Source organism: Candidatus Zixiibacteriota bacterium (assembly GCA_021159005.1).
Classification (GTDB): Bacteria; Zixibacteria; MSB-5A5; order UBA10806; family 4484-95; genus JAGGSN01.
Genome location: JAGGSN010000039.1, coordinates 1 through 18,876, shown reverse-complemented (window position 1 = coordinate 18,876; position 18,876 = coordinate 1). Strand labels below are relative to the sequence as shown.

Sequence of the window (18,876 nt, the reverse complement as noted above, 5' to 3'; positions counted from 1 at the left end):
CGGACTGCCTATTGGTTTGCATGCAACAAGTAATAGTATCTTACATGCCGGTGCCGCTTGGTATAACTCTGCCGGTTACAGGCGGCGTCTCGCAGTTTGGCCAGCCGTCGGGTTCGCCGCAAACTTCAGCTTCTGAAGTTGAGAGCCATAGCGGCTCGTAATCGGCGCAGTATTCGATAATGCCTGTGCCTCTGAAATAGTTAACCAGCCGGGTTACATCAGTGCCGATTACATTGCAGTCGCCATTAATATCAGCGGAGGCCCAAAAACCATCCAGAAGGCAAGGCTGGCTTGTGGATGACCCCTTAAAATAATTAACGAGGTAGGTCATATCGCTGCCTTGCACTCTTGGCGGCCATAAGCCCAGCGCCATGTTAGCATCGCCGGGGAGATAGGCGTAGCCGTCGGGGACTATGGCGATGGCGCCGGTGATGAATTCGGGATGAATTGAAAAAGACACATCTTCAAAACAAAAATGTATGCCGCCGATACGAGGACTATTTCCATGTATAATAGGTATTTTATCGCCTGCCGATAAATTCTCAGAACTTAGTATGAATCTGAAATCTGCCATGTGAACCCACTCATATCCGGAATTAAAAACATACCAGTACCAAGGCGAACCATTTTCAGAAAGAACTATTAAGGAATATGTTGTAAGCCCTTCAATAGGCTCATCTGGAAAATGAATTAAAAAATCGGCTGCATCCCAATGAGGCGTATTTAATGAATCAAAAATATCGTAAAAATTGCCGCTTATATCCTCGGAAATATATTGAGAATCTAAAGCTATCGGTAGATAAATGGCAATGATGTTCTCATCATTTTTTATCCAGACCGGGATGTCTATAGTATCTCCGGGACTTGCTTCTATTAAAGAATCATTGAGGTTACCGACAATGACGGAATCCGGCAAGCCCGGATCTTCAGCATATAATGAAGCAGCCATAGCGATTAATAAAAAAGGCAATAATAGCTTTGTGGCTGTCGTAATTGATTTTTTTATCCTTGTTGTCATTTTTATAATCCTTTTTATTTGCTATTCAATCAATAATTAGGGGATTGGACATTTTCAAATAATTGCCAGTATTTGCATCAAAATAAAAATCTCCAGAAATAATTTCTTCAAAAGATTTAACGCTAGAGTCTTTCATATTATCTATGGTTACTATCCAGACTAATTGGCAATCCTCTTCACAATCAATAGCTAATTCGGTTTCTATTACATGTTCCAATCTGGTTCCTTTAGCATGTGGATCATTAATAGCGATATGTTTAATTTCATCCTCATTAATTGAAGGATTTGTATCGACAAACCTGGCTTTCGGATTATAACGGCCGCTTGCAGATTTAATTAAGCAATCACTATTAAATGAAATACTATATCTATAACCTATGACTCTTACATCATTATGTACTTGGTAAAAACCGATAGTTAATCTGTTTTCAGTATTTAGGATTCTTCTAACTTTAAATTCCTCTTTGGGATTCAAAATACCATACTTTTCTTTGTAAAGTTCTAAGTATTGGTAGCATTTTTCCAAAGAATCGGTAGCGGTAATACCTTGATTGTATTTTGCAATCTTTTTTGATTGATAACTATTTTGATCTGAACTTGTTATCAAATTATTTTTCTTGCTATATTCTTCCGAGAATTCACTAGCGCTTTTTGATTTTGCGTCAATTTTCCTCTGCTTGGATGAATCGGATTGGGTTATTGATTCATCATTATTATCAGCAAAAGCAATAGATGCTAAAACAATAATTGCAATTAACATTGAAACAATAATTTTCATAATTCCTCCTACGTTTATTAATCAGTTTGGTTTTTCTTGAAAAGATCATTGTTTTATAATTGTGTGTCTATCCTATATTAATTAGCCGGATATAGTTGACACCATTTAAAGCTCCACGTATCATCTCTACCATGCTGTGCGCAAATATATTTACCATAATACATTAAATCCATCAAATCTATATCACAATCACCATTGACATCTAAAGCCGGATAAAATGGTGGGGATTCTCGAGTTAGCTCGCATTCCAATGGATTACCCGGATGTCCAAGCAAATATTCATGAAGAAAATTATAATCGGCTATAGTACCAGCATTAGAATCATCATCACAATCACCGGGAATATAACTACAACTAAAATCATAAACATTCACAGCCTCCCATGCTTGAGAAACAGGAATTGACCATTCGCCAAAAACACTCTCTTCTTCTAATGCCCGGAAAATAGTCCAGCCCCTGGCCTGAATAAAATCAGTACGATCGTTCCAGTCAGCACAATTAGCAAAATACATAATCATCATGGCATTATCAATACCGATGTCGGTAACTGTAACATCCCGAAGACCGGGAATTAGGCCTAGGTAAGGATTTTGACCACCCTCTGCTAATAAGTAAAACATCAATTCGGGAACTGTACAATTAGTGTGAACATAACAATAGTCGTTATATGGAGTGGGATTGCAACTTGATAGATCTTGCCAATATGGATCAATCAAATAAGCGCCTGGGTCATTATGCAAATGAGGGTCATCTAAATCATTGTGATTATTACCGGGTCCATTATAATCTTTTCCTAATTCCCACCAAGTAAGATCTCCATCTAAATAGCAATAATAACCTGCTGTCATGTTAGAGAAAGCTTCATTTAAGGCACCATATTCAGATCTGTACCATAAATTGGATTCAGAATGAGTTAAACCATGTGCCCATTCATGTGCAACTATAAAAGGATATGCTGCACAAGAGTAAGGTCGAGTTTGAACTACACCGTAACAAACTTCATGGTGGCTGGGAGAATAACCTGCATTATCTGGTATATCAGGATTGTCTAAAGCCGAAGCCATATCACGTCCATCGCCTGCCCAGCCATTTCGTTGAAAACTGAAATGCCCGTAGTGAAATTGATACAAAAAATCATATACAAATCCTGCATAAACATTAGCATCAATAGCTGGGCGAAGACTATTATCGTTCCATAATAAATCTGGATGAGAATAATGTTCATGTGAGTCATAATCTTTTGAAAATATGCTTTGGTTATCCCCCATTTCACCGTTAGCGCCTTCTCTTCTCGAAATATCATCCAATGTATAAGTGGTTCCTCCATCACAAAAAACATCAATATAATTGTGATAAACAATCGATCCATTTCCCGAAGCCACATACGGACAATCAGGTGAGCATATCTGCGTTATAACGAATTCAATGTTGATGCCAAATGATTCTCTTTCAACAGTATACATATTACCTATAGTATCTCCGACATTTGCTTCTCCTTGATAAGTATCTGAACTCTGCCTAAATACATCTGTATAAAAACCAGGAGCAACGTTTCCTCTAACTGTCATCCTCATAAATCCTACAATCTCTTCAGAATTGCTCGGTGTAAGAATTACAGGTGTAGCAGGACCTCCGAAGCTAAACCAACCAAGACCAGACAAAGTAGTCCAATTATTTTCCGGATGATTTAATTGTAGATTTTCCCCACTAATTGCCTCCCAATCATCCGTAGCACTTGAACGTACAAAATCATCTACAGATGAAAAGTAGTCGTCATTACAGCCCAGCGGCAAGCAGAAATCGCCAATATTATATGTTCCACCATCAATTACATAAATGTAAATAGGCACATCTACTTGCTGACCAATTTCCAACTGTAAGTGATAATCGCCATATCGTATTCGCATTTGAGAAAATGAATTATTTGTAAGCAATAAACACAGTACAAATATAGCTATCCATCTTTTAGCTCTGATAATAGGTGATAATAAACCAGCAGCCAATAATAGCAATACCCCCCCCATAACTCCACATTTGAATCGTTTCAGCATAAATCCCCTTTAGTTTAAAAGTTAACGGCTAAATATTTTACCATCTTGTTCATATTCAATTATCACAGAAGTTTAAGCTGTTTGCTTAAAAGCGATCACTCACTCATTAATAATTTAATCTAAATTAGATATATATGTCAAGCTTTTTTCTTAAATAAAATTATCCGCACCCAACAGCCTAACCCCGCCTACCAGCCCATTTACCCTTTGTAATCCTCATTCAAATATATTAAACTTACTCCTATGAACACACCCAAAACAGTCCTCGTAACCGGCGCCAGCGGCCAGCTTGGACGGCGATTGGTCAGGGAATTGCTTGCGCGCGGCTATAGCATAAGAGCACACTATCGTTCGCCTGAGAAAGCCGATAAGTATTGCCCCCAAGGCGTTGAGCCTGTCATCGGCGATATCACCGAGCCGCTCTGGATGTATGGGGCGGTTAAAGGCTGCGATTATGTCATCCACGGCGCGGCGCGGGTAAGCATTCGGCCGCTAAGCAAAGCTGATACCGAGTATATGTATCGGGTCAATGTGATTGGCACTAAGCATGTCATCGATGCCTGCACGCTTGGCGATGTTCAGCGGCTTCTGCATGTGTCATCAGTGGCGGCGGTTGGCGGCTCAGTTAATGGCCGCCCGCTTGATGAGGAGACAGAGTTCAATCTCGCCGGCTATGGTCTGCCGTATTTCGAAACCAAACGCGAGGCTGAGGATTTCGCTCTTGGTGCCAATGGCGATTCGCTTGAAGTAGTAGTAGTAAACCCCTCGATTATGGTATCTCCGCCCGATAGAAAGCTAACCGAGAAAGACCTCAGGAAAATACCCAAGCGTATCCCGGTCTATTTCGATTTTGGCATTAATCTGGTTGAAACCGCCGATGTCATAGACGGCATTATCGGAGCCTTAGAGAAGGGGAGACCTGGCCAGCGATATATTCTCGCCGCCGATAACCTGAACCCTTCAAAGGCGTTTGAGTTGGCAAATAAGTTTCTGGGTATTAAAAAACCGCTGATAAAAATTCCATATTGGGGATTATATCTTTTGGCTTGTATCTCGGAATTGATTTATCTTTTCAAAAAGAAAAAACCAAAATTGAATCGCAATGTTGTGCGGTTAGTCGGGTTGAAACTGTATTACTCATCGGAGAAAGCCCAGCGTGAGTTGGGGTATACGCCGAAGCCATTAGCGGAGACGCTGGCGGGGATTTTAAAAAAAGTTAAATTTGTAAGAGATACTCACAATAAAAGAAAATGAAATTACATGGAATAGTCAGGGTTTGTTATTGTCTCGATAAACCCGGGTACACATCAAATATGTAAGGGCGCCATTCTTAGATATTCGGTTGTCCGCTTTTTCTGCTTCAGGTCGTTCCAAACCCTTTGAATCTGCTCAGGCTTTAAATCCATAACCCTGGAGACTTCATCAATCGGGATATTATTCTCTAAAGCGTACCAAATAAGATCCATGGTTTTAAATTTCAGGCCGAAAAAGAATTCCTCCTGCGTCTGCTCATCAGGATAAGTATCGGTTGTAGGCGTTCTAGTTCGTATTTCCTTAGGCACCTCAAGATATTCAGCCAACTGGAATACTTGCGTTTTAAAAAAATGAGCAATCGGTTTGCAGTCAGCGCCGCCATCGCCATATTTAACAAAGAAACCCTGTTCATGTTCGTTCTTGTTGCCGGTGCCGATTACGGCATAATTGAGTTTTTCAGCATGGTAATAAAGAACCATCATCCTGGTTCGCTGTTTCATATTGGAGGCGGCAACAATTTCCAAATACTCTTTTAAGGGCAGTCTTTTTGTTTTAGGTTCGCCATTGGGACTGGTAACAGTCAGCTTGAATATATTAAGCTGGCTTTGTTCAAGAATCTTGGTGGGTAAAACGATTTTAGCTTTCCAGCCGGGTTTATACTCGGGGAAAACGCGGGCAATAGCTTCGTCCCGACGGGCATAACAGTCGGCACCCTCCAGAGAGCTTGTAATATCTTCAGTGATATATTCATAACCATAGGTCTTTGCTAGCAGCTTGCCCAATTTGGAAGATTCGGGCGAGGAATCCTTATCAGGCAGAAGAACTCCAAGCATCTTCTTCTGGCCAAAAGCTTTTGCACAAAGCGCCGCTACCACTGCCGAATCAATACCGCCGGAGGTTCCGACAACGGCTCCGCTTCTATTCATTTGAACATGAACCTGTTTTTTAAGTGTTTCGGTTAGCTGATTTACGGTTTTTTCACAATCAATTTGTAATGAATCTAAAGAAAAAGACATTACAGCCTCGCTTTCTCTATATAATTTTCTACTAACTGAAACTTTTTTATTTTACCAGAAGGGGTTTTCGGCAAAGTTTCAATCTCTATTATCTTTTTGGGAATTTTATATGGCGCTATGTTTAAGCGCAAATGTTTACGAAATTCTTTAGCGTCAAGTTTATTCTTGACGACAATATAAGCCACTAAAGCATCGCCCAGTATCTCATCGGGAACACCGATTACCGCTGATTCGATAATACCGGGAAATTCGGCAAGCACTTCCTCTATTTCCTTGGGTGAAATTCGATGCGCGCCGCTTTTAATCATATCTGATGCTCGGCTGACGATATATAGATAACCATCCTCATCAATTCGAGCTAAATCTTTCGTGTGAAGACCATCCTCTTTAAGAATCATTTTAGTTGATTCCGGCTGATTCCAATAGCCGACCATTATATTATCGCCCTTAGCGATAATTTCACCTATCTCGCCGGGTTTGCAAACCTTGCCTTTTTCATCCTTAACGGTTAATTCTACTCCCGGAATTGCTTTGCCGATAGAGCCGATTTTTTCAAGAAGCATATTTGGTTCGAGATATGACAGCCTTGCGGAAGCCTCTGTTTGACCATACATAATGAATATTTTTAATAGCGGCATCGCCTCCATTATCTTTTGTGTTAAAGCCGGCGTCATTGGTCCCCCCGCTTGGGTGATATATCGTAAGCGGTCAAACTTATAATTATTGATATTCGATTTATGCATCAATATGGCAAAGGTTGACGGCACTCCGGAAAAACCTGTAACTCTCTCCGTCGCCATTATATCCAATATCACATTCGGGTAAGCAAAGCGGTTATCGATAACGAGACTTCCCCCGCAAAATATATGGGTCAGCATAACAGAATTACCATACGAGTAATAAAACGGCAGGATAGACATAACCCGGTCATCCGGATTCAAATCAAGATACTTTACGATTGAAACCGTATTAGCATGGAGGTTTTTATGAGAAAGCACAACTCCTTTTGGTGAGCCGGTAGTGCCGGAGGTATAGATTATCTGGGCGTAATCCTCATAATTGCGGGGTACCTGAGGTCTGGCAGGGCTGCCGTTAAGTTGAATATCAAGCCAGTACTGAGGCAAAATCCCTTTGGGAAACCGGTCATAAGAACCATCACAAATAATCAGATTTAAAGATTGAATTTCTCGATAGAGATCCTTAACATGGTAAGCCTGTTTATTGCTGATTATCAAACATGACACTTCACAATCGCATAAAACGTTTCGGTAGCTTCTAAGAGTATTCTGGGTATTTAGTCCAACGACAACAGCGCCGGCTTTGAGTATAGCGAAATAGGCTATAATATAATTTATTGATGGTTCTATGATTATGCCTACTCTATCGCCCGGTTTAACGCCATTTCCGATTAAGTTATTAGCTAAGCGGTTTGCGGCGGCTTCGAGCTGAAAGTAATTAATACGACCGCCTAAATGTATGGCGACATCCTTATAAGGAAGCTTTTCGGCGTTTGTCTCGAGAAACTGATGTACCAGCATCACTCTTTATCACTTTTTCCTGTTTATATAATTCATCAAGTGCTCAATAGAATCGAGATTTTCGGGTATCAATTCATCATCGTCGATTGAAAAGCCGTATGTTTCCTCAATGAAATTGACTAATTCGAGCACACCCGTAGAATCGATTATCCCAAGTTCCAAAAGAGAGCCGGAATCGGTTAATTCTTCTATATCTCTTCCCATCATAAAGTTTTCATGTATAAAAGTTCTCAGCTCGGTTCGAATATCCAAGATGCCTCCTTAACTTTTGCAATTGCTATCGATTTATACCGTATTCGGTTTCCTCATATCGTTTTATTCTACAAATATTATTTGCCAAATCATAGTATATTATAGTTATTGATAAAAGTCGACATGAAAATGTTCAAAGTTAGTATTCATTACAATCTAAATTTCCTCATGCCAGATTTTAAACGCCTCTCTTCCTAATGCTTCGACAGGTCTGAAATTGTCTAAATATTGGTCGATTAATAATTGGGTAGATATTATGCCAATAATAGACATGTTATCCTTAAATGATAGATGAGCATGAGAGAGTTTGGCGCACTTTGCCTTTAATTTTGTTACAAATGTCGGATTAAATACTCCGCCGCTTTTAATAACATCCTCAGAAAGAATCTCATCGATATAACCGGGCGAATCTTTCTGGAAAAAACTGTTGGAATCAGGCGCCATATACGGCTGTTTCACTCGTTTTACTATCTCCGGCGGCAGTTCTTTCGACATCGCCTTTTTAAGAGCATATTTTTCTTTCAATCCGAAAAGCTTATATTTTGGCGGAATAGTCGCCGCAAATTTCAGAACCCGATGATCTAAAAAAGGGAAACGGGTTTCTACTGAATTAGCGGCGGCAACTCTGTCTCCCTGAGATGACAGCAAGTAACCCGATAATAACGATTTCACCTCAAGGTACTGAGCCTTAGCCAGATGATGCCAGTTATTAAAATTACCGGGAAGGTCTTGGCCAAATACGGCAACAGAATCGTAATCTTTCAATAGTGTTTTAACATCATCCCGGAAATATTCCTTGATTTTAGTGGTTGTATTAATTCTCGGAATATGAGAGAAATAATATTTATCGGTTTTCGAAAGCCCCGCTTTGTAGAAGCTTTCTAGATAAAATCTTGCCCGAGCCGGCGATAATGGCAAAGTCGGATATAATTTCCTTAATAGAAGCGGACGCCAGGCTGAATCGGGATTTTTTGCCCAGAATTTGCGAATTAAGGTTTCCTTAAAAATATCATAGCCGCCAAAAATTTCATCGGCGCCCTCGCCGGTAAGCACTACCTTGAAGTCATTCTGACGAACTAAACCGGAAAGCATCATCAATGGAGTAGGCGCGGTTCTGAGTATAGGTCGTTCGGTATGCCAGATTACCCGTGGAAAGTTCTCGGCGATATCATGATAAGAACATTTTATCTGATGATGATTCGTGCTTAGAAAATCAGCCATCTGGTTTTGATAATCAGACTCATCATAAGCCTTATCAAAAAAAGCTATGGAGAATGTCTCAATTTTAGTGTCGGTGAAATGTTTAATTAATGCAACAGTTGTCGAGGAATCCAGACCGCCGGATAAATATCCCCCAACCGGCACATCAGCGCGAAGGCGAAGCCGGACAGAATCAACAAGCAGGGCATGAAGTTCCTCCGCCCATGAATCGGCCGACCTTTGATTGTCAAAAGTCTCGGGGAATTCCATCTGCCAATAACGTTTTTTACTGATATTGCCATTTGTAATTTCGAGATAAGTTCCGGCTTCCAGTTCGTTAATATTTTCAAATGCCGTGCGCGGCGGCGAGGTAGTCCACCAGGTGAAAATCTCATCGAGGCCAATAAAATCTAATTTTCGAGGAACTGAGGAATCGCAGAAAATAGATTTTATCTCCGAGGCAAAATAAAACCTGCCGTTATGGATAGTATAAAAAACCGGCCTGATTCCCAGCCTGTCGCGGGCTATAAAAAGCGATTGCTTGTTTTTATCATAAATTGCAAAAGCAAACTGGCCATTGAAATGATTAACGCAATCCTTGCCCCATTGCTCGTAAGCATGAACAATCACCTCTGTATCGGAACGGGTGCTGAATTTATGACCGGCTTTTTCAAGCTGTGAACGAAGCTCGATATAATTATAAACTTCGCCATTATATGATATCCAGATAGTTCCATCCTCGTTCGCTAATGGCTGTGAACCGGCAGACAAATCGATAATAGAGAGGCGCGCCTGCCCAAGAGCGCATTTATTATCGAGATAGACGCCAAATTCATCAGGGCCGCGATGACGAATAATATTTATCATCCTGGCGATAAGTTCTCGGTCCGGCTGTGTTTTTCCCTTAAGCTGAAAGTATCCGGCAATGCCGCACATAAATCTATTCTTTCTTATCGAATTGCAAATAGTTCTTAATGATTAGATAATCTAATCCTTTTGCAAACATCTTTACAACAAGCAACACTCAGAACGATAGAACAGTATTATTGTTCCGACATATCTTCATGCTTTTCTTTTTCTTATCGGATATACGGATAATTTATTAAATGTCAATAAATAAATTATCCGGGATTTTGCAGTTGAGGTTCATTATTGCAGTGACTGCCATATAAGATATTACAATGAATCGATTTATGATGCGTATAAAGCAAGGATAATTTCACGGAAAAGTGAAAAAGAAGGCGTATCCGCCTGAGGCGGACGCCCCTACGCGTTGATGTATACAAAGTTAGTTTTATTACTAAGTGCCAGAATGTCATGCGCGGCGGGGAGCTTCTATCCCGATTTATAAATATCTTATTCCTCAAATTTATCAATCAGCATTTTCGCCGCCGTAGTTACCGGAAGCTTGCCTGTTATAACATCGGCTTCAACTTGAGATAGAATGCTGTTAACGCCCTTATGATGTCTAAACAGGTTATGGAGATGTTCTTCTATCAGGCTATGAAGCCAATCGCGCGCCTGAAACTGTCGCTGCTTTTTCCAAGCACCTGATTTCTGTGTAATATCTTTGAATTTTTCGATAACCAGCCAGATATCAGGTACACCGTCTCCCGTAATTGATGAACAGGTGAAAGCCTTAGTAAACCAGTCATCACTGGAAGGCGACAGATAATGCAATGCCCGGTTGTAGTCATCTCTGGCGGTTAAGGCTTTGGTTATGTTATCGCCATCCGCTTTGTTGATGACTATTGCATCAGCGATTTCGATTATGCCCTTTTTTATCCCCTGAAGTTCATCGCCAGCCCCCGCAATCATCAATAATAGGATAAAATCTACCATCGAACGGACGGTAATTTCATTTTGACCAACTCCAATTGTTTCGATAATTAGAGCATCGTAACCAGCGGCTTCGAAAATAATCATGGTCTCTCTTGTTTTACGGGCGACTCCGCCAAGAATGCCGCCGGAGGGCGAGGGTCGGATAAAAGCGTTGGGGTCTGCTGCCAGTTTTTCCATGCGGGTTTTATCGCCAAGTATGCTTCCTCTTGTTATACTTGATGAGGGATCGACCGCCATTACAGCCACCTTATGCCCTTTGCCGGTCAAATAGCAGCCGAGGGTATCAATAAATGTGCTTTTGCCGGCTCCCGGCATTCCGGTTATACCAATCCTTGTCGAATTGCCCGAATGCGGCAGTAATTCCCGAAGAACAGCTTGCGCTTTGTCGATATGCGACGGCGAATTGCTTTCTATAAGAGTTATAACCCGGCCTATAATCATCCGGTCGCTATTTAAAACCCCTTTTATATAATCATCTGTTGAAAAGCTGTGATTTACTGCCATAAACTACTTTCGCAATTTAGTTATGCTGCTATTAATGTCCGGCCTTTCCTAAATAAATGCTAATTATTGTCATTCCTCACCGCGGGGAATCAATATTGCGCAGCTGGTACACGTCCTCATTGTGTGGCTGGTGTACGTCCTCGTGCACCAGCGTTGTTGACAGCCGAGTTCGCCTTAGGAAAACGCCAATTACAATTTTTATGATATATAACATGCGCTGGCATCCGCAAAGGCGGATACTTCTGCCAGAGCTGTCGGAAGCAACTTCCGACAACATAAAATACTAACCAACATCTTTATAATAATTACTGCAATTACTTTACCGTTTCCATTCCTATTGATTGCAGCCTTTCGTTTAGCTTGTTTAAAATATTTTGCGCCGCTGAGGGGATAACAGTCCCGGGGCCAAAAATAGCATCGGCTCCATTTTTCATTAGATATTCATAATCTTGAGGCGGTATCACGCCGCCAATTACAACCATTATATCATCGCGGTTTAGCTTGTTTAGTTCCTCGACTAATTGCGGCAGAAGCGTTTTATGGCCGCCTGCCAGCGAACTCATGCCTACTATATGCACATCGTTTTCAACTGCCTGACGGGCTGTTTCCTCCGGTGTTTGGAATAACGACCCAATGTCAACATCAAAGCCGAGGTCGGCAAAAGCAGTGGCGATAACCTTAGCGCCGCGGTCATGTCCATCCTGACCTATCTTGGCGACCATAATCCTGGGCCGACGACCCTGACTCTTCTCGAACTCATCTGCCGATTTGCGGACAGAAGCCACTATCTCCTTATCGCCAAATTCGGTGCTATAGATTCCGGATATTGCTTTAGTTGTCGCTTTATGACGGCCGAATACTTTCTCTAACGCGTATGATATCTCGCCAAGAGTTGCTCTGGCTTTAGCTGCTTTAATAGATAAGTCGAGCAGATTGCCTTTTCTCGTTTCAGCGCTTTTAGTCAGTTCATTCAAAGACGCCTCAACCTTAGAGCTGTCTCTTTTTGTCCGAAGTTCTTCTAATCTTTTTAGCTGGGCATTGCGGACTGAGTCATTATCAACCTCCAGTATCTCCATTGGCTCTTCGTTATCAAGACGATACTTGTTCACGCCGACAATGGAAACCTTGCCCGAATCAATCCAAGCCTGACGGCGGGCTGAGGCTTCCTCTATGCGCATTTTAGGCAAGCCCGTTTCGATTGCCTTAGCCATTCCGCCTAATTTTTCGACTTCTATAATATGATCCCAAGCGCGATGCATTAAAGCATTCGTGAGCGATTCGACAAAATACGAACCGCCCCAGGGATCGATGACATTGCAGATGCCTGTTTCATGCTGAAGGTATAATTGTGTATTGCGGGCTATTCGCGCGGAAAAATCTGTCGGCAGAGCAATTGCCTCATCAAGCGAATTGGTATGCAAAGACTGTGTATGTCCGAGTGCGGCGGCCATCGCCTCAATACAGGTTCGGGTTACATTGTTGTAAGGGTCCTGTTCGGTAAGGCTCCAGCCGGAAGTCTGGCTGTGAGTGCGCAAAGACATAGATTTTGAATTTTTAGGATTGAAGCCTTTAATCAGCTTTGCCCATATTAATCGAGCCGCGCGCATCTTGGCAATCTCCATGAAGAAATTCATGCCTATCGCCCAGAAAAACGATAAACGCGGAGCAAAGGAATCAATGTTGATTCCGGCTTGAATACCTGTACGGACATACTCAAGGCCATCGGCAAGAGTATAAGCCATCTCAAGGTCGGCGGTAGCGCCTGCCTCCTGCATATGATAGCCGGAAATACTGATGCTGTTGAAATGGGGCATATATTTGGAGGTGTACTCGAATATATCGGCGATGATTCTCATAGAAGGCATAGGCGGATAGATATAGGTGTTTCTGACCATATATTCTTTTAGAATATCATTCTGTATCGTTCCGATAAGCTGTTCGGGTTTAACTCCCTGTTCCTCGGCGGCTACAATATAAAAAGCCATAATCGGCAAAACTGCGCCGTTCATAGTCATCGAAACCGACATCTTATCAAGCGGGATGCCATCAAAAAGAATCTTCATATCGTTGATGGAATCGATAGCGACACCCGCCTTGCCAATATCGCCTACGACCCGCGGATGGTCGGAATCATAACCGCGATGAGTGGCTAAATCGAAAGCGATAGACAGTCCTTTTTGACCAGCGGCAAGATTGCGGCGGTAGAAAGCATTGCTCTCCTCGGCGGTCGAAAAGCCCGCATACTGACGGACTGTCCAAGGGCGGGTTGCATACATGGAAGCATAAGGTCCTCTCAGAAATGGCGGGATGCCGGCGGTGAAATCCAGATGTTCGAGTCGCTCGATATCGCTGTCGGTATAAAGCGGCTTGACATCTATCTGCTCCATTGTCTGCCATGAAAGCTCATCGATTTTCTTGCCTGCCAACTGCTCAGCTTTTTGCCGCCATTGATTCGAATCGTCAACTGATTTTATTGAGCCAAAATCCATTTTCGAGAAATCCGGTATCGCGCTCATGAGATCACCTCCAGATGTTTTGAAATCCTGACAAGCGTTTCATAAACATTAACTCCCATATAAATATACTCATCAATAGCGGCATGCTTTACCGAATCATCAAGCCTTTTCGGATTGCCTGCCACTACCGTAATTAAATCGGGATTTTTCTGTTTCAATGATTTTGATAAAGCCGGAACGATTTCAGGATAGTTATCATCAGCCGAACAGAAAATTACTACCTGCGCCTTAGAATCCAGAATATTTTTTACTGTCTCATCATTTGATTTAAAATCGCGGCTTGGCAAAATCTCAAAGCCGCCCACGCCAAAGAATCCCGAGGCGAAATCAGCCCGCGGTTTATATTGCGAAACTTTGCCCGAATTGACTAAAAATACTTTTATTGATTCTCCTGTTTTTGCTTTGTACTTACCAACGGCTTGGCGAATAGCTTCAAAAATTTCCGGTATCCTGATAGTTTTTACAGGCTCAACAGCAATGGATTGCTTATTACTTTTGTGAAGGCTTTCGCTGATTTCTCCCAGAGTCGCGCCCGCTGTTGCGGCATCGGTCAGCGATTCCATTAAATTGTCATCGTTTGCATCAGTCCTATCGGATATTTTTTGCAGTAAGTCCGTTTTCAAGGTATCTGCCGATGAGCGAGTTTGCTTTATTTGCTCTAAGCGTTCTTTGAATATCATCTCATGGTCAAGGGGTTTTTCCTCAAGCGGCTTTTCCGATAGATTCGGATACATGTTTGTGCCGACCAAAACATCCTTGCGTTTTGCCAGATTTTCAATCCTTAAGGCAGCGGTTTTGGCAATTACTTTCTGGGGATGTCCATCCCGAAGAGCTTTAAACATACCGCCCTTTTTCTCAATCTCCTGAAATATGCTCCATGCCTTGCGGGCGATTAAATCGGTAAGCGATTCTATATACCATGAACCGCCGGCGGGGTCTATTACTTTATCGAAATGGCATTCCTGCTGGAGAATTACCTGAATATTCCGCGAATACCGTCGGGAAAACTCATCCGGCAAACGAATTGCCTTATCAAAAAAGCCGGCATGCAGACTATCGCATCCGCCTGTTATGCCGGCAAACGCTTCAGTGGTTGCTCTCAACATATTCACATAAGGATCATACATGGTTTTATTAATATCAGATGAACGCGCATGAATTACCATTTTGGCGGATTGTTCATTTCCGCCGCAAGCATCAACCACTTTAGACCATAGCAATCTCGCAGCTCTCAACTTGGCAATTTCCGTAAAGAAATTGGAGCCAAGCGAAAACTCGAAACAGATTCGAGAAGCAATATCGTCGATTGATAACTCGTCTGATTCTGTTTTTCTTATATACTCCACAGCGGTCGCAATCGCAAAAGCTAATTCCTCAACTGCGCTTGCTCCGCCGTTATGGTATGGCGCGCTGTCAATTGCGATTGTCCGCAATTCAGGTACATTGTTTTTTGTCCATTTCGTTAAGACAGCCATTTCGCTGAAGGCAGTTTCGAGCGGAATAGGCAGTTTGCCGGAAACAGTTAATTCTCTTAGCGGGTCGGTTTTAATTATTCCGCGGAGTTTCGATAAATCCTTACCATGCTTCCGAGCATAAGAGATATATATTGCCGCAAAAGGCATGGCTGATATTCCAGCATCGATAAAAACCGGCATTTGCTCAATATCAATTCCATTTAGAGCTTTCTCAAGGTCTGTTAATGAGGCAATCGAAACGCCATCTAGACCGACTTGATTGGAGGCGGCCTTATCGGGGTCTTTACCGAAACGGGAAGCCGCATCTAAAATAATATTAACGGCAGTTTGTCCTCTTTGAGTATCATAAAGAATCGCCTTATTAAACTGCTCGGGTGTTGGATAAGCGGTTTCCTGGGCGATTTCCCATGATTTTTGAGTATATCCTAAGGGATTAGTGCTTCTGATATATGGAGGAAAACCGGGCTGTGATTTAATATAATCAAGACGGCTAATATCATCTTTTAGGTAAATCGGCTTAAGATTAAAGTCTTCGTAAGTTTTCGTTATCATCAATTTTTCAAATGAACCGCCTTTAAGCTGTTTGTCTACTTCTCCATGCCACTTCTCATAAGTTGGCTGCGGGAAATCATTGAATTCCAGCTTTTCCCTTAAAGCAGTTGCCTGATTAGTAGTTCGAGAATTGTCGCTCATTTTTTATTCTCCTATAACGAGTATCCTCAAATAATAATATTACAGTAAAAAGTTACGGGATACTTTTTTACATAACAAGCTTTTTTTAGTCTTTTATAGACATTTATTGTTTAATTTAAAACGCTTATAAAATCCTGCAATCTATAAGAATACAGAAATATTTATCCTGCGTTCCCCAATTAGAATTATTCCTCCCGCAATGTAATTAATTGGAAATTCATGTATTCAATTTTGACAAACCCAATTAATTATTTATCGGTATCTTATTATAGATATTGAATTTGATAGTCCGCCGATTATCCGGGTTTGTCTGAGAATAACACGAACGGCAATTAGGGATGCGGCTGATTATGCATGTCTGTTTTGTGTGAAAAAGCGATGAATAGTTGGTCGGTTTGTTTGAAGCCAGGCTGAATCCCAGCGATAAATCGCAAAACTTTCTGCGAGAAATTCCTCTAAAGCTATCCAGCGGTCATCGGCGTTTCCAGTCTGAACCGCATGTTGGGCTATTCGCTGGCTATATGGCGTAACCGGAGTAAGATTTCTGGCGATAGTCTCAAAACGTGTCATAACCTGGCTGTGGGTCAATTGGACATAAGTCTGATTAGCGGTCTGCCTTGCAGTTCGGGTACGTTCCAGATTCCTAACATCCGCTTGATATGTAGACCTTCTTTCACTCGGAACTCTCGAATGATGTTCGCAAAAATATCGAAGCGAAGCGCCGCTTCCCGTTTCGCGATAGTATTGGGGAGACCATCGAGAACGCATTGCGGCTCTGGCGGCATCAAAATCACGCTGTGCTTGCTGGTCGCGTTCCCTCGCCTGACGGATTTCCGCATAAGCTAAAACATGCCCGGCCTCATGAAGTATATTATGCGCCCCAGCCGGCAGAAGGCTATTAGCGCTGGTGCCCAACGCCATTAAAGCTCCATTGGTAAGCGCTGAGTCATAAACCTCTATCTTATGGTGTTGTTGTAAATAGCAGGCGCCGATAGTCCGGGAATCTTCAGTTGCTGTGCCTGATGGGCTTGATAGTCGGCTTATTCGAAGGTTAGTCATTTTTCCAAGCTCTCTGTTGCTGAGACAGTTTATGCCTGCCAGCATAATACGTTTATCATTATTGCTCCAGCGTCCGATAAAGCTGATACTATTTTGGGTTAGGCGGCGTTCGATTGTTTGCACTGCAGAGGCATTGGGCAAAGTAGAGGTAGGAGTACCGACTTTGGCAACATCAAGAGTACTGGTATTTGAATTGCCAACTATATTAAAAACGAGAATAGTGGTTGTACCGCTGGTTTGATTAAAAGTTACATAGTATGTTCCGCGCTGATTTCTAACCTGGGTAAAGCCAAAATAAGCTTCAAGGGCGGCGCGCTGTTGGGGATCGGTAAAACTTGATCCATGGAAAGCGCTGGTAAGACCCTGTACACTTAAACGGGTAGCCATTTGGCTCTCGGTAACCGTACGCTGTCGGATATCCCAGGCTAAAGTTTGGGGCTGCAGCCTAACACGTCCCCTACTACCTGACCTACCTCTTGCTCTAGCTCGTCTTCCCGGCGCCATAAAAAATACCTCTAAAAAAAGTTCAAACCGAAATAATATTTTATCCAATCATTATGAAATATCAGCGGTGTAGCTTCCCGGCGGCGCATCCTCGATTTTGGCGCGGCCTTTGTCGTCAAGCTGTCCGCTTTTTTCAGAACCATCCGCGAACGTGATAGTATAATCAGCATTAGCCAATGGAGCGTCATCATCGCCAATGAATTCAAATTCAATCCAATCCTTGAATTTTAAAAGCTTTGATTCCTGGCTTCGTCCAAGTTCCAACTCGCCAAATTTTATTGTAAAAAAGTATTCAGGGGGATTATATTTTCCGCCATACTTCTGCATGTCATCCTTAGTGGGAATCTCATCGGTATCTTCATGGTATTCATATTCCCATTTAACGTCAATTTTGCCGCTCTTGATAACCGCCGGAACCTCGACTATTCTATCATGAGCTTTATCGCTGTCGTACTCATAGATAACAAGCTTTACCTCGGTATTATCTCGCGCATCCTCAAGCTCTGCCGAAAGAGTAAGGATATCGCCGCGCCGCGCCTCCGAGGCGCTCCAGCTGATTTTTTTAATTTTGGGTGTGGGCAAAACCGGTATTTTATTTGACTCTCCATTGATGCTGTTATCCGGGAAATCTACTTTGAAATATATCTCATCATCAAGTCCGATATTATCAGGAATCTCAAACTTGTGGCGATATATGTTGCTATAAATTACACCTGATATTTTCCCCAGCTTTTTGCCATTAACGCTTTTACCTTCTATTTTTATCTTTGCGCCATCCCCCACAAAGGCGGTTCGCACCTCAAAGGCTGTTTGCTGTCCGGCATATGCGCAGGCTGATTTCCAGGATGAACTAATAAGATATGAATCAAGTGTTTCTTCATGTTCTTGGTCGGTTCCTTTAGTAAATTTCAATCCTGCCATAAGCGCCTGCCTGTTAATCTATAACTAATACCTTAACAGTTGTGTTTAACAAAGTAAAAACTGTCAACCTAAGCCGCTTAGCTATAAAACTTCATATTTGCCATAATACGTTAGTATTGTTTAGCGGCTTTAATAATACCAACTGATATTTAGCTAAATATAATAAAAAAAGCAAGGATAAAACTAATCACAATTTCTCTGAAAATAATCTTGTCAAATTATCAAAATATGGTAAATTGTTACGATAGCTAAAAA

Annotated in this window: 13 protein-coding genes; 1 reads left to right on the top strand and 12 read right to left on the bottom strand. The window is 41.9% G+C overall.

What is annotated here, in order from left to right; genetic code table 11:
- Nucleotides 1–40: 40 nt before the first annotated feature.
- The 3 genes from J7K40_02640 to J7K40_02630 form a co-directional block, all read right to left on the bottom strand.
- On the bottom strand, nucleotides 41–1,018 hold the full coding sequence (locus J7K40_02640; GenBank protein MCD6161292.1) for a hypothetical protein: 978 nt from the start codon (nucleotides 1,016–1,018) through the stop codon (nucleotides 41–43).
- Between the two features lie 25 nt (nucleotides 1,019–1,043).
- On the bottom strand, nucleotides 1,044–1,796 hold the full coding sequence (locus J7K40_02635) for a hypothetical protein (protein MCD6161291.1): 753 nt from the start codon (nucleotides 1,794–1,796) through the stop codon (nucleotides 1,044–1,046).
- Nucleotides 1,797–1,873: 77 nt separating this feature from the next.
- Nucleotides 1,874–3,847: a M4 family metallopeptidase gene (locus J7K40_02630; protein ID MCD6161290.1), complete on the bottom strand. Its 1,974-nt coding sequence runs from the start codon at nucleotides 3,845–3,847 to the stop codon at nucleotides 1,874–1,876.
- A gap of 243 nt (nucleotides 3,848–4,090) precedes the next feature.
- Here J7K40_02630 and J7K40_02625 point away from each other — a divergent pair, with 243 nt between their 5' ends.
- A complete protein-coding gene (locus tag J7K40_02625; protein ID MCD6161289.1) occupies nucleotides 4,091–5,101 on the top strand; it encodes an NAD-dependent epimerase/dehydratase family protein in 1,011 nt (336 codons plus the stop codon).
- Nucleotides 5,102–5,154: 53 nt separating this feature from the next.
- On the opposite strand, the gene nadE is transcribed toward J7K40_02625, so the two are convergent.
- The 9 genes from nadE to J7K40_02580 all read right to left on the bottom strand — a co-directional run bounded on the left by nadE (nucleotide 5,155) and on the right by J7K40_02580 (nucleotide 18,621).
- Nucleotides 5,155–6,117, bottom strand: coding sequence for an NAD(+) synthase (gene nadE / locus J7K40_02620; GenBank protein ID MCD6161288.1), 963 nt, complete (start codon nucleotides 6,115–6,117; stop codon nucleotides 5,155–5,157).
- Nucleotides 6,117–7,655: an acyl--CoA ligase gene (locus J7K40_02615; GenBank protein MCD6161287.1), complete on the bottom strand. Its 1,539-nt coding sequence runs from the start codon at nucleotides 7,653–7,655 to the stop codon at nucleotides 6,117–6,119. The genes nadE and J7K40_02615 overlap by 1 nt, the downstream gene beginning before the upstream one ends.
- 9 nt (nucleotides 7,656–7,664) lie before the next feature.
- On the bottom strand, nucleotides 7,665–7,862 hold the full coding sequence (locus J7K40_02610) for an acyl carrier protein (protein MCD6161286.1): 198 nt from the start codon (nucleotides 7,860–7,862) through the stop codon (nucleotides 7,665–7,667).
- A 201-nt stretch (nucleotides 7,863–8,063) separates the two neighbouring features.
- Nucleotides 8,064–10,043, bottom strand: coding sequence for an asparagine synthase (glutamine-hydrolyzing) (gene asnB, locus J7K40_02605; GenBank protein MCD6161285.1), 1,980 nt, complete (start codon nucleotides 10,041–10,043; stop codon nucleotides 8,064–8,066).
- A gap of 420 nt (nucleotides 10,044–10,463) precedes the next feature.
- Nucleotides 10,464–11,453 (bottom strand): methylmalonyl Co-A mutase-associated GTPase MeaB, encoded by a 990-nt coding sequence (gene meaB / locus J7K40_02600; GenBank protein ID MCD6161284.1) that lies wholly within the window; start codon nucleotides 11,451–11,453, stop codon nucleotides 10,464–10,466.
- A gap of 314 nt (nucleotides 11,454–11,767) precedes the next feature.
- Entirely contained in the window at nucleotides 11,768–13,969 is a 2,202-nt protein-coding gene (gene scpA, locus J7K40_02595; protein MCD6161283.1) for a methylmalonyl-CoA mutase, read from the bottom strand.
- Nucleotides 13,966–16,137: an acyl-CoA mutase large subunit family protein gene (locus J7K40_02590; protein ID MCD6161282.1), complete on the bottom strand. Its 2,172-nt coding sequence runs from the start codon at nucleotides 16,135–16,137 to the stop codon at nucleotides 13,966–13,968. The genes scpA and J7K40_02590 overlap by 4 nt, the downstream gene beginning before the upstream one ends.
- Nucleotides 16,138–16,485: 348 nt before the next feature.
- Nucleotides 16,486–17,583: a hypothetical protein gene (locus J7K40_02585; protein MCD6161281.1), complete on the bottom strand. Its 1,098-nt coding sequence runs from the start codon at nucleotides 17,581–17,583 to the stop codon at nucleotides 16,486–16,488.
- Nucleotides 17,584–17,751: 168 nt separating this feature from the next.
- A complete protein-coding gene (locus J7K40_02580; GenBank protein ID MCD6161280.1) occupies nucleotides 17,752–18,621 on the bottom strand; it encodes a hypothetical protein in 870 nt (289 codons plus the stop codon).
- Nucleotides 18,622–18,876: the final 255 nt, after the last annotated feature.